Source organism: Exiguobacterium sp. s166 (assembly GCF_018618855.1).
GTDB lineage: Bacteria > Bacillota > Bacilli > Exiguobacteriales > Exiguobacteriaceae > Exiguobacterium_A.
Genome location: NZ_JACSMU010000002.1, coordinates 142114 through 156450 on the forward strand (window position 1 = coordinate 142114; position 14337 = coordinate 156450).

Here is a 14337-nt window from a genome sequence, read left to right on the forward strand (position 1 = left end):
TCCTACTTTCGGTTAACGTTTATCGAGCAAGCGTGCTACGGTCGTCCCGGTAAATTGAAGCAATTGCACCAGGATGACCATAATCAAAATCATATAGAGCATCAATTCCGTCTGAAACTGTTGGTAACCGTATCGGACAGCAAAGTCGCCGATTCCCCCGCCTCCGACAACCCCCATGATCGTCGAATACGAAATGAAGCTGACGATCGACGTCGTCAGTCCAAGCACAAGACCGGACCGGGCTTCAACGAATAAAAACTTCAGGACGACTTCACGTGTCGAAGCCCCCATCGAGACGGCGGCCTCGACGACACCTTTCGGCACTTCAAGCAGCGACTGTTCGACGAGCCGCGAATAATGGGCGATCGCAATGACAGCAAGCGGGACGGTCGCTGCTGCCGTTCCGATCGCCGTTCCGATGATGATCCGTGTAAACGGAATCAAAAAGACGACAAGCAGTAAAAACGGAAACGAACGGATCGTGTTGACAAGTAAGTTCAAACTTGAAAAGACGAACCGGTTCGACAGCAACTGCCCTTTACGTGACAGATAGAGCCAGGTTCCGAGCGGTAAACCAACGAGAACTGCCGCGAGAATCGAAATTCCGACCATCACGAACGTTTGTCCGATCGCCAGTCTGATTTCCGCCGCATATTCGAGCACGATATCAGGCATGTGAATCCCTCCGCTCCGTCAATTGGGTCAGGAACCAACCGGCATCACTCGTAATTTCCGTGATTCCCGCCGGTTCGGTCGCGATCGTCGTTTCAATCCGCCCGTCTGCCATGATCGTGACCCGGTTGCAAATGCTTTGAATCACCTGCATCTCATGACTGACAAGTACGATCGTCACCCCGAGTGTCTGATTGATATCCTGCAACACGCGTAAGATTTCCGACGTCGTACTCGGATCGAGCGAAGACGTCGGTTCGTCACACAGCAAAACGCGCGGGCGGTTGGCGAGCGCCCGGGCAATCGCCACACGCTGCTTCTGCCCTCCGCTCAGTTCGGACGGATACTTCCAGGCAAAGGATTCCAGTCCGACAAACCGGAGACACTCCTGAATCCGGTCCGCCCGCTCTCGTTTTTTGACACGGGCGAGTTCAAGTGAAACACCAATGTTTTGTTCGACCGTCTTGTTTCCGATCAGATTAAAGTCTTGAAAAATCATCCCGATATTTTGCCGGGTCTGCCGCAGCTGTCGGTTCGACAGGTTTGTTAAATCCATTCCGTCAAATTCGACCCGCCCGGTATCCGGCCGTTCGAGCAGGTTCATCAGCCGGAGTAACGTCGATTTCCCGGCACCGCTCGCACCGATGATGCCATGCATCTCGCCCTGTTCAATCGAGAGGGCGACGGACTGGATGACCGGTTGTCCGGAAAAACTTTTACTGACATTCTGTAATGAAATCATCTGACACCCTCCCTTGCAACGTGTTTCATTTTACCGTAAGCTATCTGTTTTTGTCATGTCGTGTGCTTTTTTTCTTTCCCGCGTCACTTCTCTAATTAAGTAAATCATTCAGAAAATAAAACAGAAAAACCCTGAACGTAAAGTCCAGGGTCGTATTTCCAGCATTCAATAGCTTTGATTATCCTTCATACTTCTTGACGATCGTCGCAATTCCTTGGCCGCCCCCGATGCAAAGTGTCGCGAGACCATGGCTTTCTCCGGTCCGTAACATCTCGTGGATCAACGTCACCATGATCCGTGTTCCACTGGCGCCGATCGGGTGACCGAGCGCAATCGCCCCGCCGTTTCGGTTCAACTTTGCCGGATCAAACTGGAGTTCTGCGTCAACTGCAAGCGATTGGGCAGCAAACGCTTCGTTCGCCTCGATGACGTCGATGGCATCCAGTTCGAGACCCGCTTTTCGTAACGCCTGTCCGACGGCCTTGACGGGACCGATTCCCATAATGCTCGGGTCAACACCGGACGTACCGTTCGCAACGATTTCGACAAGTGGTGTCAGACCGAGTTCTTTCGCCTTCCGGGCCGACATGACGACGACTGCTGCCGCTCCGTCATTGATACCCGATGCATTGCCGGCTGTCACTGTACCGCCTTTTTTGAAGGCCGGACGCAAGCGGGCAAGTGATTCCGCTGTCGTTCCGGCACGCGGGAACTCGTCTTGTGCAAACATGACCGGTTCGCCTTTGCGCTGCGGAATCTCGACCGGTGTAATTTCCGCTTGGAACCGGTCCGCTTCGATGGCCTGTCCCGCTTTTTGTTGACTTGACGCTGCGAACTGATCCTGTGCTTCACGGGAAATCGTATATTGCTCGGCTAAGTTTTCCGCCGTGATTCCCATATGATAGTCATTGAAGGCACATTCGAGTCCGTCTTTGATGATCGTATCGACAAGCGGCTGGTCTCCCATCCGTAAGCCGGTCCGGGCACCGCTTAACACGTACGGTGCCTGACTCATGTTTTCCATCCCACCGGCGACGATGATGTCGGCCTCGCCGGACTTGATCGCTTGGAACGCGAGGTGAATCGCCTTCAGCCCGGAGCCGCAGACTTTATTGATCGTCATGGCCGGAACCGTTTCCGGAAGACCTGCGAGGAGACTCGCCTGACGGGCCGGATTTTGTCCAAGTCCCGCCTGAAGAACGTTGCCCATGATGACCTCCTCGACGAGGTCCGGTGCGACATTCGCTTGTTCGAGCGCCGCTTGGATGACCGTTGCGCCGAGCTTCGTTGCCGGGACATCCTTTAAACTGCCGTTAAAACTGCCGATTGCCGTTCGTGTCGCGCTGACGATGACAACTTGCTCGCTCATGCTGATTTCCCCCTTATTGAATCGTATAACCGCCGTCTAAGACATTGGCCTGTCCCGTAATCCCTTTTGCTTTGCGGCTTGCGAGGAATAACGCATAATCGGCGATTTCCTCGACGGCAAGCAATCGTTTTTGCGGAACGAGCGGATAGATGACGTCTTCGAGGACTTTTTCCAATTCGACCTGTCGTGTTTTCGCGAGATCCGCCATCTGATTGCGAACGAGCGGTGTATCGACGTACCCCGGGCATAAGGCGTTGACTGTGATGCCATGTTCCGCCCCTTCCAGTGCCGCGACTTTCGTTAGACCGAGCAGACCGTGTTTTGCCGAGTTATAGGCCGCTTTTCCGGCAAAGCCGATCAAGCCGTTGATCGATGCCATGTTGATGATCCGGCCGTATCCTTGCTCCTTCATGAGCGGAAACGCATGTTTAATCGCAATGAACGGAGCCGTCAGCATGATTTTAATCATCAGTTCGAACTTCTCTGTCGGGAAGTCTTCGATTGGTGAGACGTGCTGTAAACCGGCATTATTGATCAGGACATCAAGTCGGCCGTACCGCTTGATTGTCTCGGCAAAAACTGACTGAACTTGCGCTTCATCCGTCACGTTCAACGTCAGTCCGATGACATCATGTCCCGCTCCCTGTAACGACTTCGCTGCTTTTTCAGCTGCTTCTGTATTGACGTCCGTAATGACGACCTTCGCGCCTGCCTCTGCGAAGGCTGTCGAGATTTCAAGCCCGATCCCGCTTCCTGCTCCCGTCACAAGGACGATATCTCCATTGACCATTCGACTCACTCCCCTATGCTGATGCGTTCAAGTTCCGGACTGACAGTGAAGTCCGCTTCCGTCACGTTGCGGATGTCTTCGACTGTGAGTCCGTCCAATGTCTCAATCAAGACCATCCCGGCTTCCGTGAAATCAAAGACCGCTTTATCCGTGATCAACCGGTTGACGACTTGACTGCCGGTCAACGGTAACGTACAACGTGTCTTGACCTTCGACTCGCCGTACTTATTGACGTGTTCCATGATGATGACAACCCGTTTCGCGCCGTTGACGAGATCCATTGCCCCGCCCATTCCCTTGACCATCTTGCCGGGAATCATCCAGTTCGCGAGATCACCGTTTTCGGCGACCTCCATCCCGCCTAGAATCGCAAGATCAATGTGACCACCGCGGATCATCGCAAACGATTCGGCACTGTCGAAATAGGACGCGCCTTTTTGTGCCGTAACCGTCTCTTTGCCGGCATTGATTTCGTCGGCGTCGACTTCATGTTCGAGCGGATACGGTCCGATGCCGAGCAACCCGTTTTCCGATTGCAGCATGACGTGGACATCATCCGGAATCGCATTGGCGATTAGTGTCGGAATCCCGATTCCGAGATTGACGTACATGCCGTCCTCGATTTCCTGCAGCGCGCGGTTGATAATGATTTCTCTTGACGTTGCCATAGTATCTCCCCCTTATGCTTCCCGGACTGTCCGGCGTTCGATGCGTTTTTCGTAGTCCGTCCCGACGATGATCCGCTGGACGTAAACGGCCGGTGTATGGATTTCATTTGGATCGAGTTCACCGATTTCAACCAGTTCTTCGACTTCGACGATCGTCACTTTGCCGGCTGTCGCGACGAGCGGATTGAAGTTCCTCGATGTCTTTCGGAAGACGAGATTACCGAGCTTGTCCGCTTTCCAGGCTTTGACGAGCGCAAAATCGCCGACAATCCCTTCTTCGAGCAGATAAGTTTTCCCGTCGAACTCTTTTTGTTCCTTGCCTTCCGCAATCGGTGTCCCGACGCCAGTTGGTGTATAAAAGCCGGGAATGCCCGCTCCGCCGGCCCGGATCCGTTCTGCCAGTGTCCCCTGCGGCACGAGATCGACCTCAATCTCTCCGCTTAAGTACTGTTGCTCAAACGTCTTGTTTTCCCCGACGTAGGACGAGACCATCTTTTTGATTTGACGTGATTGTAATAAGATGCCGAGTCCGAAGTCATCGATGCCACAGTTGTTGCTGACGACCGTCAAGTCCTTGACCCCTTTTTCCTGCAAGGCAGCAATCGATTTCTCCGGAATCCCGCATAAACCGAATCCCCCGACGACGAGTGTCGCCCCATCAAAGATGTCAGCTGTCGCTTCTGTAAATGAATCGTAGATTTTCCCCTGTTGCATCGTTCATTTCCCCCTTTTTTAAACCCAAATGCTTAATAAAGACCTGTCAGATTGTAAAGTCCGATCATCAGGAAGACCGTCACTGTCTTTAAAATCGTAATCATAAAGATGTCACGGTACGACTGACGGTGCGTCAAGCCGGTGACGGCAAGCAACGTGATGACGGCTCCGTTGTGCGGTAACGTATCCATGCCGCCGGACGCCATCGAGATGACCCGGTGCATGACTTCCGGTGGGACGCCGCCTGACGTGATCGCTTGTGTATATTTATCCGACATCGCACTGAGCGCGATGCCCATTCCGCCGGACGCAGAACCGGTTACCCCGGCAAGTGCCGTCGTCGTGACCGCTCCGTTGACGAGCGGATCGGTGAACGTCGATGAAATCCCGTTCGAGACCGTCTTGAAGCCCGGTAAAGCGGCGATGACACCGCCGAATCCGTACTCGGCTCCGGTATTCATGACAGCAAGTAAGGCACCACCGATACTGAGGTTCAATCCGGCCTGGAAGTTCGTCCGGACTTTTTTGAAGTCATACAGCATCGCGGAGATGATTCCGATGATCAAGGCCATTTGGACGGACCAGATGGCAAGAACGGCCGGTGTCTCGATTTTCCCGAATGCTTCAAGACCGATCGCGGCGAAATCAAAACCTTCCGGATACCATGCCGGAATCGCGAGCGTAAAGTATTTGTTCATGACAGCGACTAAAATCAACGGCACAAATGCCAGGACTTGGCGGTAAACCGGTTGTTGTGCCGTCTCGAGCGTCAGTTCCGGTTCATTTTTCAATTCCATCTGCGGAGCCGTACTGGCTGCCGTCGCTTCAAATCCGGCATACCCTTCCCCAGCTTGATGAGCTTTACGTTTACGGGATTCAAGATAGAACATCCCGACCGTCAGGATGATCAAGCCGCCGATTGATCCCATGATTGGTGCCGCATAGATATCCGTTTTAAAGAACGTCGTCGGAATGACGTTCTGGATTTGCGGTGTCCCCGGCAAGGCATCCATCGTAAACGTAAACGCACCAAGGGCAATCGTTCCCGGAATCAAGCGTTTCGGGATATTCGCTTCGCGGAACAAGTTCGCTGCGAACGGATAGACGGCAAAGACGACGACGAACAGGCTGACACCGCTATACGTCAAAATCGCGCCAAGCAACACGATGGCAAGAATCGCCCGTTTCGCTCCGATCATCCGAATGATCGACTTCGCGATCGATTCAGCGATTCCTGACATTTCGACGACTTTCCCGAAAATCGCTCCGAGCAGGAATACCGGGAAGTAGGCTTTAATGAATCCCACCATTTTTTCCATGAAGATGTTGGAGAAGAACGGCAAGACCCAATCCGGGTTCGTCAGTAAGACAGCGAACAGAGCACAGATCGGAGCAAATAAGATGACTGAAAAGCCACGGTACGCTACGAACATTAATAAAGATAAGGCAAGAAGAATGATAATCAGTTCCATGGTGGATCTCCTTTAAAATTTAGTAAGCGCTTTCAATTGCTTCTTCATCATTTAACAATTGAATCACCGAATGGTCAATCAAAAACCATAAACCTATAAGTACAGCTTATAGGTTCTATAACTTCACATTATAGACACATTTATTTTTTGATGTCTTTTTCGGAAATCTTTTGACCAGATGGAGGACTATTTGACGTCAATAGCGTATTCTAAACGGTAGAACGATTTGTCAAACGAAAGCAAGGTGCCTGAATTTGAAAACCATTTTGTATGATCTTCTCCATAACCTGACCCTATTGATGAGCGGTTTTTACCTGCTCGGAAAGCTGTCACCGCATCCGATTACCGTCGATTCCAAACGCTCAGTCCGCATTTTGTACGGACTCAGCCTGAGTATCTTATCTTGGTTGCTGATGCAACTGACGATTGAGCCCGTTCCCGGTGTTTTAGTCGACTTGCGGCACATTCCTGTCATCGTTGCCGCTTATTTTGCCGGTCCGTTGCCGACGATGATTGTGACAAGTGTCATCATTCTTTACCGGTTCAGCATTAATCTGAACAGCTCAGCGTATGCGGCAGCACTGTTCATCATCCTGATTGCTGTCGGGACGTCGCTTCTCGTCAAGTGGTTGCCGATCTATTCCAAGCGGACCTTTACGATGGTCACTGTCTATGCGACTGTCCTGCATGGAATCGTTTTGATATTTGTCTTAGCTGACACGGGTCTCCTCTTCGATATCCTCAGTGTCGTCCTGCCCGCTTCCTTCATCAGCAGTTGGCTTGCACTCGTCATCATCCGTGACATCCGTTTGACGAAACAGTCGATGCGGACATGGCAACAAACGGCACAACGTGATTTTTTGACCGGCTTACATAATTTCCGTGCGTTTACGGATCATTTTGATGATTTAAAGCAACAAACGATTTTACAGCAACATGAAGTAGCGTTGATTACGATCGATATCGATCATTTCAAACATGTCAATGATACGTTCGGTCACGAAGCCGGTGACGAGGTCCTGCGTCAATTCGCCTCCCGTTTGCGGGACGGTGTGACGGATGCCGGATTCATCTCCCGTAACGGGGGTGAGGAATTTTCCATTCTCGTCGAACAGTTGACGGATGCAAAAGTCCTGGCGTTGGCTGAACAGTTGCGGGAACGGATTGCGACGTCTCCGTTTCAATTGTCGAATGGGACGCAACTGCCGTTGACAGCTTCGTTCGGAGTCGCACTTTTCCCGAAATCAACATCAGAGATTCAGCAACTTGTGACGGATGCGGACGTCGCACTTTATCATTCCAAACAAAACGGACGCAACCGGGTGACACTTTTTACACGCGAACTCGAAGTAGCTGTGACTCATTCTGTCGATTAGGGATGGACGAATCCGGAAAAATCGGCTACGTTTGATGATGAGGAAGGTGATTCATCATGAAATTAACAAAAGGACCTTACATTATCATTGGTCTGCTGCTCGGACTGCTCTTCGGCTTCATCGGGGATAATTTTTACCTGTATGTCTCCGCCGGGATTTTAGTCGGAGCGATGCTCGAAGGGTACGTTGCCTGGCAACAACGAAAAGAACGAAACAAATCCAATCATTCCTAAGGAGGAATTAAGATGGGCTTCAGTGAACTGTTCGTCTCGACACTTGCGTATATCGGAGTGGCTACACTTTTACTTGCTATCGGCGTCGTCCTGTTTGAAGTGACGACCAAATCAAAAGAGATGGAGCTAATCCGTCAAGGAAAAAAAGCGGCCGTTTATGCATTCGGCGGACGAATCCTTGGTCTTGCGATCGTGCTCTACTCCAGTATCACGAACTCGGTCAGCATCCTCGATATGGTCTTATGGGGAGCTTTAGCAATCGTCTTCCAAATCGTCCTGTTCTATTTGGCAGACTTGATCATTCCGCGGATCAGTATGACGAAAGAAATCGATGCCAATAATGAAGCCGTTGGTTTATTATTGCTGTTTCTTTCAATTTCGATTGGTTTGATCATCGCCGGTTCCCTTACATACTAAAAAAAGCGCCAACAATCCGCTCGTGGATTGTCGGCGCTTTTCATTTTTCCAAATCTTCGAGTTCTTTTTGCGAACGGGGATAGCCGTTCGCCTGCCACTCCGCCCGGTAAATCGAATCGAGTTTCGTCAATCCGACTTCATCCGGATCTTTGTCGGCATCTGGACTTGAATCCTGATCGAGATGCGTTAAATACTCTTTTAGCGGATCCGTATTTTTTTGCTCTTTGTTCTTCAATAAAAGAAGACCCGCCCCCGCCAATACACTTGCTCCGAACACATACCGTTTTCGTAACCGCATCGGTTTCCCTTCTTTCTCTCAAAACGCCAGTTAGACAAGTCCACCTCCATCCCGTAAATCAGGATGAGCCAGCTGTCTGACTTGTCCTTGCTCGACCGTCAGGACGTGATCCGGTTGCCGCTCAAAATAGCCGGTTTCGAGCACTCCCGTCAAACTTTTCAGTTCCCGGGCAAAGTGAGGGACATCCTGGACCCGCTTGAGATCGACATCCAAAATCAGATGCCCCCCGTTCGTCACGAATGGTTCTCCATCCTGCTCCCGTAGCGTCACATCGACATGCTTATCCTGCAAAAAACGTTCGACATACGGTCTCGCAAACGCATCGATTTCAACCGGTAACGGACCGCTCAGGTGATGGACGAACTTCGAGGCGTCCGCTAAGTAGAGCACTTCCCGGCTCATCAAAGCAGCGACTTTTTCACGGAACAGCGCTCCACCACCGCCCTTGAGCACCCGGAACTGCGTATCGATCTGATCGATGCCGTCGATGACAAGATCGATATGCGTCGCTTCCTCGAGTGACAGCAACGGAATGTTTAATCGTTTGGCTTGTTCCGCTGTCTCGGCTGATGTCGCCACTCCCTGCACCTGACCGCCTGCTTCGACCCACTTACCAAGGACATCGATGAAACTCCGGGTCGTCGAACCTGTCCCAAGACCAAGAATCATTCCGTTCTTAACATGCTTGATGGCGGCTTCCGCCAACACCCTTTTATCCTGTTCGTACATCCGCACCCCTCCTTCGTTAGTTATCTATTCCCGATTGCTGGCGACTTCAATCGATGAGTCCAGCCGTCTCTTGTAAGTACATTTCAATCGCCGACAGGAGCGGTTCAAGTGCCTGTTGCCAAAAAGTAATTGAGTCCGGTTCGCCGTCTACATACTGCTCAATCAGCTCCTCGATTGTCGCCTGTCCCGATGCGCGTAACAACGGTTCGAATTGTCCGGTGAACGCCTCATTTGATTGCTTGACCTCCGGATATAAGTGATTGCTCAGTAAGTAACCGACCGTGTAAGGAATATTGTAGAACGGCTTTTCTGTATCATAGAAATGACCGACAAAAATCCATTTGTACGAATCCGGTTCCGTCAGTACATCGCCGTAAAAGCGGGCATCTTCCTCCCGCATCAGTTCAGCAATCCGGTCGCTTGAAACCGGCCCCTGCCGTCGCTCCGAATAAAAACGTTGTTCAAACCGGAACATGTTCGGAATGGTTCCGACGTATTTTAAGCCTTCGCTGATTTTGATTTCAAGCATCGCCAGTTTTTCTTCGCTCGCCGATTGCTCGATCACGGCGTCAAGGACCAGGTTTTCCATGAATGTCGAAGCCGTCTCGGCACTGCTCGTCCCTTTAATCTGATCAAGGAACGGCAAATCGTGCAACAGCAAATTATGGTACGCGTGACCCAGTTCATGGGCAAGCGTAACGACATCCGGATACGCTTCACGGTACGTCATGAAGATCCGGCTTTCTTTAGCGACCGGGAACGAGGCACAGAAACCGCCTTCTGCTTTAGACGGCCGGTTTTCCGCATCGATCCAGCCTTTTTCAAACACGGTTTTCGTAAAGTTTGCCAACCGCGGATGGAGCCGGTCAAATTGATGCTGAATGATCGATTGCGCCTCAATATAGGAAACATAACCGCGCGAGGTGAAGGTATTCGCCTCTAAATCATGCCATTCCGGTTCTGTGACATGTGCCAGACGCAATTTTCGTTCGTAATAAGACTGGAACAGCGGACGATTTTGATCAATCGCCGCAAGCATCGCTTTAATTGTCGTCCGTTGCATCCGGTTTTGTTCACACAGTTCCGTTAACGGGTCCTCCCATCCGCGTTTTGAGTAAACTTGCAACCGAAAACCGGCAATCCGGTTCAAAATCATCGCAAAGTCGTCTCGTTCAGCAGCACACGTCTTTGCGAAAGCTGTCGCCGCCGCTTGCCGGTCGTTGCGTGTTGCCCCATGAAAAGCCTGATGCAGGGCGTGTCCGATTGTGACTTCTTCTTCTTCAAGCGGAATCCGTAAACCGGTCAAACGCTGTTCATACAACTGTTCCCATCCGGAAAAACCGTCGATTGCCAGTGCCTGAATCAATTGTTCCTGTTCAGCCGACAGACGCCGTTCCATGATGGCGCGGCGTTCCGTCAGATAATAAGACGGCGTGTCCGATTGCAGCGTTTCCCATTCTGCATCGGACAGTTTCCGCAATCGTTCCTCGAAGACCGTTTCAGTCATCCGGAGACGTGCTTGCAATATCTCGGTCTGCTCAAGCAGCCGGCCCACTTCATGACGTGAAACATCTTCCGCGTACAGACAATACACAAAATCAGCCAGTTCTTCGACGTGGCATTTGATTCGCTCAAGATGCGTCAAATAAGAAGACACCGGAGGTTGGTCGGTTTGAAGCTGATCCAATTCCCGTTGTAACCTGTTAATCGTCTGTCCCACTTTTCCAATCGAATACAGTTTTTCGAGCTGCCAACGGGATGTCGTGATCGCCATCGTTTTTCCCCCTTTAATCCTTTCCTTTTGTTTCCTTCGGCTTCCCTTCCCGCGAGACCTGCCAGTCCACTCCTTTACCGGCAAAAAACATCCTTCCGCGAGCGGAAGGATGTGTGAACCGAAATATTTAGATGACGAAAAAATAGACACAAAGGAAATGCGCTAAGCTGCCGAGCAGGACGAATACATGGAAAATCTCGTGAAAACCGAGATGTTTGAACGAAAGCACACGCGGTTTTAAGCCGTAGATAATGCCACCGATCGTGTAAAAAATCCCGCCGAGGAACAGTAAACCGATTCCGACCGGCGACAGGACTTCTGCGAGCGGTGTGATCGCAAAGACCATGATCCAGCCCATTCCGATGTACAGCGTCGTCGACAACCAGCGCGGACTGTTGAACCAGACGAGTTTAAAGGTGATACCGAAGACCGCAATCAGCATGACGATACTGAACAATACCCAGCCGGTCGGTCCGTTCAGACTGATCAGACAAAACGGGGCATACGAGCCGGCAATCAGCAGATAAATCATCGAATGATCAAGACGTCTCCACGTCGCAATGGCCCGGTCACTCGCAAGTACCATATGATATGTCGCCGAGACTGCGTACAAGGCAATCATACTGACACCAAAGATGATTGCCGCGACAATCGGTAGTCCGGCTCCCCGCTCCAGTGCCGCTTTGATGACCAAGGCGAGCAATCCGATAAAGGCGAAGACGGCTCCGCCAAGGTGGGTCAGACCATTGATCGGTTCTCTCATATACGTTTTCATAATTTCCCTCCATTTTTATGTAGTTTTAAATACTACATGGCGTTATATGAACATTCTATCATACACTAGAGAAATAGGAAGTCATTCCGCATTATTTTTTTGGAGGTATTTTCATGACACAGTCAGATCACCCGAAACCATCACTCGATCGCCAGTTGGAGTTAACGGATATCCCGAACATCGATCTCTACATGGACCAAGTCATTCAATTGTTTGAACGGACGTTTGAAGAGACGACGCGAACCGAAGGCGAAACGATTTTAACGAAGACGATGATTAACAACTACGCCAAGAAAAAATTGTTTTTCCCGGTCACGAATAAAAAATATACGAAAAACCATCTGATCTTAATCAGTTTGATCTACCAGTTGAAAGGAACGTTCTCCATCAATGACATCAAAACGATTTTGACGGACTTGAATACCGGTGTTACGGAACAAACAATTGATTTGGAAGATTTTTATCAAACGTATCTCGATGCGACAGCGGTCAATCAGACCTTGTTCGAGGAGCAGCAGCCTCCGACGGATGACTTGGATCATCTCGAACAGTTGCAACTGATTTTATCGCTCGCCCATATGAGCAACTTGTACCGCCGGGCAGCCGAACGATTGATTGACCGATTAGAAAAGTAACCGTCTTTCTTTTGTGTGTCATGGTAAAATAGGGGAAAAAGGATGAGGTGCAGGAAATGGAACTCGAACAACGTTTTTTACAAGGTTTAGATGAAACAGGACATTATTTCGTCACTTACCAGGATGGTGTTTTAATCGAACTTGCTTTTGATGCTGTCGTCGGCCGACATCCCGCACCTTTTCCGGAGTTGGAGAAGACGGCTCGGTTTTTGGAAGAGCATCTCCGCTCCCACCAGACACAAGCGTTATTGCTTGCTTCAAAAATTCAGGCATACGACATGGAACCGGCTGAACGGATTGCTCCGATGATGTCAATCTATAGTTTTTTTGCAACACATCGGCTCGTCCATCCGCTCAATGCTTATTCCACCGCTTTATTGATCAGCCGCTTACAGCCGACGGATGTCCAACTTGAGCGGACCGTCTCGTTATACCGCCTTTGCAAAACCTCACACCGGTTCATCGTCTCTCCCCTGCTGATCTCGTTTCTGTTTTTAAACAGTCTCCGCCGGGGCGAGTTATCAACAATCCATGATCAGATCGAATCGCTGTATGACATGTTGAAAAAGCGGTTCGGGCGGTCTCAGCAAACGTATGTCACGGCACTCTTATTTGCCTTATTACCGGACGAGGACCATCACCTCTATCTCGATCAGCTCGTCCAGTCCCGGAACGCTTACCGTAAACACGGGATTCCACTGTCGTTTCATGCGTTGCTTGCGCTACTCGGTCAACCGGAAGTACACCGCGCGGCACTTGAACAGATATCAGACCGTTTGCGGCAAAATCCTCACTTTAAATACCGAAAGGATTTAATTTTCCTGACGGCGGTCCGGCTCTATCTTGCGGATCATCCGACGTTGCACCAATTGTTTGCTCCGTACAGCCCGGCTGACTGGACGAATTCGACTGATTTCATTCCCGTTTTCCTGTTCCCGGTCGACTTGACGGATACGTCCCATGCGACAGACGGCGGGATGGCGGACGGTGGATTTGACGGCGGCGATGGCGGTGGGGGTGGCGATTGAACTCGCCCATCCAGTGCCTGTTTCCGTATAAGATTTTCTAAAAAAATAAAACGGGGCTGACTCAAAAAAGAATCACTCGTTCTTTCATGCCCTTTCCTCAAGCGAGACACAAGCCAGTTTTCCTGCCTCATTTAGGCAGGAAATCGGGTCTTGTTTGTCTCTGACAGCGCAAAAATGCGCTTTTTCCTGTAGGAGTTGCGTGAAGCGAGTGATTCTTTTTTTTACGAGATCAGGGTGGCAGATTATCATTCCGCCACCCTGATCTTTGTAGAGAGTGACTTTTGAGTCAGACCCATTGGTATAAAAGCCGGCACAAGTGCCCGATTATTTTTGTTGATCGTCTGCATCAGACGGTGTCACATCGCCGTCTTCATCGGCTTCGTGAGACAAATCAGGTGCTTCGTCAGATGATGGTTCAGAATCCGGTTGATCTGTTGATTCTGAATCCGCTGACTTCTTGTCTTGATTGTCGGACTGCGGCTCTTTTTCGTGGTGCTCGGATTTTGAATCCGACTCGTTTTGTGCTGCTGTACCGGATTGATCACGACCTGCGATATCGTCGTTTGTCATGCGATTTCCCGATGTAATCGGATCCGTTTCTTTTTCGTGTTGCTCTGACATGGTAACATCCCCCTCGAATCATGA

17 protein-coding genes are annotated in these 14337 nt (G+C 50.5%); 5 read left to right on the forward strand and 12 right to left on the reverse strand.

Annotation, left to right across the window (positions count from 1 at the left end):
* Positions 1-12: 12 nt before the first annotated feature.
* The 7 genes from KNP93_RS05170 to KNP93_RS05200 all read right to left on the reverse strand — a co-directional run bounded on the left by KNP93_RS05170 (position 13) and on the right by KNP93_RS05200 (position 6427).
* The gene (locus KNP93_RS05170) at positions 13-675 is read right to left on the reverse strand and encodes a methionine ABC transporter permease (RefSeq protein WP_214853744.1); all 663 of its coding nucleotides are present in this window, start codon (positions 673-675) and stop codon (positions 13-15) included.
* Entirely contained in the window at positions 668-1414 is a 747-nt protein-coding gene (locus tag KNP93_RS05175; protein WP_214853747.1) for a methionine ABC transporter ATP-binding protein, read from the reverse strand. The genes KNP93_RS05170 and KNP93_RS05175 overlap by 8 nt, the downstream gene beginning before the upstream one ends.
* Positions 1415-1592: 178 nt before the next feature.
* Entirely contained in the window at positions 1593-2783 is a 1191-nt protein-coding gene (locus KNP93_RS05180) for an acetyl-CoA C-acetyltransferase (protein WP_214853759.1), read from the reverse strand.
* Between the two features lie 13 nt (positions 2784-2796).
* Positions 2797-3573: a 3-hydroxybutyrate dehydrogenase gene (locus KNP93_RS05185; RefSeq protein ID WP_131502920.1), complete on the reverse strand. Its 777-nt coding sequence runs from the start codon at positions 3571-3573 to the stop codon at positions 2797-2799.
* Positions 3574-3578: 5 nt separating this feature from the next.
* Positions 3579-4241, reverse strand: coding sequence for a 3-oxoacid CoA-transferase subunit B (locus KNP93_RS05190; protein ID WP_131502921.1), 663 nt, complete (start codon positions 4239-4241; stop codon positions 3579-3581).
* A 12-nt stretch (positions 4242-4253) separates the two neighbouring features.
* On the reverse strand, positions 4254-4955 hold the full coding sequence (locus tag KNP93_RS05195; RefSeq protein ID WP_214853762.1) for a CoA transferase subunit A: 702 nt from the start codon (positions 4953-4955) through the stop codon (positions 4254-4256).
* A 32-nt stretch (positions 4956-4987) separates the two neighbouring features.
* On the reverse strand, positions 4988-6427 hold the full coding sequence (locus KNP93_RS05200) for a GntP family permease (RefSeq protein WP_131502923.1): 1440 nt from the start codon (positions 6425-6427) through the stop codon (positions 4988-4990).
* 254 nt (positions 6428-6681) lie between these two features.
* On the opposite strand from KNP93_RS05200, the gene KNP93_RS05205 reads away from it, so the two are divergent.
* The 3 genes from KNP93_RS05205 to KNP93_RS05215 are packed head-to-tail and all read left to right on the forward strand — an operon-like array spanning position 6682 to position 8453.
* Positions 6682-7803, forward strand: a complete 1122-nt coding sequence (locus KNP93_RS05205) for a GGDEF domain-containing protein (protein WP_214853765.1) — start codon at positions 6682-6684, stop codon at positions 7801-7803.
* Positions 7804-7859: 56 nt separating this feature from the next.
* Positions 7860-8036, forward strand: a complete 177-nt coding sequence (locus KNP93_RS05210; protein ID WP_165871658.1) for a hypothetical protein — start codon at positions 7860-7862, stop codon at positions 8034-8036.
* A 12-nt stretch (positions 8037-8048) separates the two neighbouring features.
* Positions 8049-8453 carry a DUF350 domain-containing protein gene (locus KNP93_RS05215; protein ID WP_026828679.1) on the forward strand — a complete coding sequence of 135 codons (405 nt, stop codon included), beginning with the start codon at positions 8049-8051 and terminating at the stop codon, positions 8451-8453.
* Between the two features lie 40 nt (positions 8454-8493).
* On the opposite strand, the gene KNP93_RS05220 is transcribed toward KNP93_RS05215, so the two are convergent.
* The 4 genes from KNP93_RS05220 to trhA all read right to left on the reverse strand — a co-directional run bounded on the left by KNP93_RS05220 (position 8494) and on the right by trhA (position 12029).
* Positions 8494-8751 (reverse strand): hypothetical protein, encoded by a 258-nt coding sequence (locus KNP93_RS05220; protein ID WP_026828680.1) that lies wholly within the window; start codon positions 8749-8751, stop codon positions 8494-8496.
* A gap of 30 nt (positions 8752-8781) precedes the next feature.
* The gene (gene rpiA, locus KNP93_RS05225; protein WP_214853768.1) at positions 8782-9480 is read right to left on the reverse strand and encodes a ribose-5-phosphate isomerase RpiA; all 699 of its coding nucleotides are present in this window, start codon (positions 9478-9480) and stop codon (positions 8782-8784) included.
* A gap of 46 nt (positions 9481-9526) precedes the next feature.
* Positions 9527-11254 carry a M3 family oligoendopeptidase gene (locus KNP93_RS05230; RefSeq protein ID WP_214853773.1) on the reverse strand — a complete coding sequence of 576 codons (1728 nt, stop codon included), beginning with the start codon at positions 11252-11254 and terminating at the stop codon, positions 9527-9529.
* Positions 11255-11381: 127 nt separating this feature from the next.
* A complete protein-coding gene (gene trhA, locus KNP93_RS05235) occupies positions 11382-12029 on the reverse strand; it encodes a PAQR family membrane homeostasis protein TrhA (RefSeq protein ID WP_114596138.1) in 648 nt (215 codons plus the stop codon).
* Positions 12030-12142: 113 nt separating this feature from the next.
* On the opposite strand from trhA, the gene KNP93_RS05240 reads away from it, so the two are divergent.
* Entirely contained in the window at positions 12143-12664 is a 522-nt protein-coding gene (locus KNP93_RS05240) for a DUF1836 domain-containing protein (RefSeq protein ID WP_114596139.1), read from the forward strand.
* A gap of 56 nt (positions 12665-12720) precedes the next feature.
* On the forward strand, positions 12721-13692 hold the full coding sequence (locus tag KNP93_RS05245) for a DUF4003 family protein (protein ID WP_214853781.1): 972 nt from the start codon (positions 12721-12723) through the stop codon (positions 13690-13692).
* A 324-nt stretch (positions 13693-14016) separates the two neighbouring features.
* On the opposite strand, the gene KNP93_RS05250 is transcribed toward KNP93_RS05245, so the two are convergent.
* Positions 14017-14313 carry a hypothetical protein gene (locus tag KNP93_RS05250; RefSeq protein WP_131502929.1) on the reverse strand — a complete coding sequence of 99 codons (297 nt, stop codon included), beginning with the start codon at positions 14311-14313 and terminating at the stop codon, positions 14017-14019.
* Between the last annotated feature and the right edge of the window lie 24 nt (positions 14314-14337).

Excerpts from the sequence above, each read along its gene's own strand:
- KNP93_RS05190 (WP_131502921.1), bottom strand. The coding sequence starts at position 4,241 with ATGGCAACGTCAAGAGAAATCATTATCAACCGCGCGCTGCAGGAAATC.
- KNP93_RS05220 (WP_026828680.1), bottom strand. The coding sequence starts at position 8,751 with ATGCGGTTACGAAAACGGTATGTGTTCGGAGCAAGTGTATTGGCGGGG.
- KNP93_RS05185 (WP_131502920.1), bottom strand. The coding sequence starts at position 3,573 with ATGGTCAATGGAGATATCGTCCTTGTGACGGGAGCAGGAAGCGGGATC.
- KNP93_RS05200 (WP_131502923.1), bottom strand. The coding sequence starts at position 6,427 with ATGGAACTGATTATCATTCTTCTTGCCTTATCTTTATTAATGTTCGTA.
- KNP93_RS05170 (WP_214853744.1), bottom strand. The coding sequence starts at position 675 with ATGCCTGATATCGTGCTCGAATATGCGGCGGAAATCAGACTGGCGATC.
- rpiA (WP_214853768.1), bottom strand. The coding sequence starts at position 9,480 with ATGTACGAACAGGATAAAAGGGTGTTGGCGGAAGCCGCCATCAAGCAT.
- KNP93_RS05250 (WP_131502929.1), bottom strand. The coding sequence starts at position 14,313 with ATGTCAGAGCAACACGAAAAAGAAACGGATCCGATTACATCGGGAAAT.
- KNP93_RS05175 (WP_214853747.1), bottom strand. The coding sequence starts at position 1,414 with ATGATTTCATTACAGAATGTCAGTAAAAGTTTTTCCGGACAACCGGTC.
- KNP93_RS05210 (WP_165871658.1), top strand. The coding sequence starts at position 7,860 with ATGAAATTAACAAAAGGACCTTACATTATCATTGGTCTGCTGCTCGGA.
- KNP93_RS05245 (WP_214853781.1), top strand. The coding sequence starts at position 12,721 with ATGGAACTCGAACAACGTTTTTTACAAGGTTTAGATGAAACAGGACAT.
- KNP93_RS05180 (WP_214853759.1), bottom strand. The coding sequence starts at position 2,783 with ATGAGCGAGCAAGTTGTCATCGTCAGCGCGACACGAACGGCAATCGGC.
- KNP93_RS05195 (WP_214853762.1), bottom strand. The coding sequence starts at position 4,955 with ATGCAACAGGGGAAAATCTACGATTCATTTACAGAAGCGACAGCTGAC.
- trhA (WP_114596138.1), bottom strand. The coding sequence starts at position 12,029 with ATGAAAACGTATATGAGAGAACCGATCAATGGTCTGACCCACCTTGGC.
- KNP93_RS05215 (WP_026828679.1), top strand. The coding sequence starts at position 8,049 with ATGGGCTTCAGTGAACTGTTCGTCTCGACACTTGCGTATATCGGAGTG.
- KNP93_RS05240 (WP_114596139.1), top strand. The coding sequence starts at position 12,143 with ATGACACAGTCAGATCACCCGAAACCATCACTCGATCGCCAGTTGGAG.
- KNP93_RS05230 (WP_214853773.1), bottom strand. The coding sequence starts at position 11,254 with ATGGCGATCACGACATCCCGTTGGCAGCTCGAAAAACTGTATTCGATT.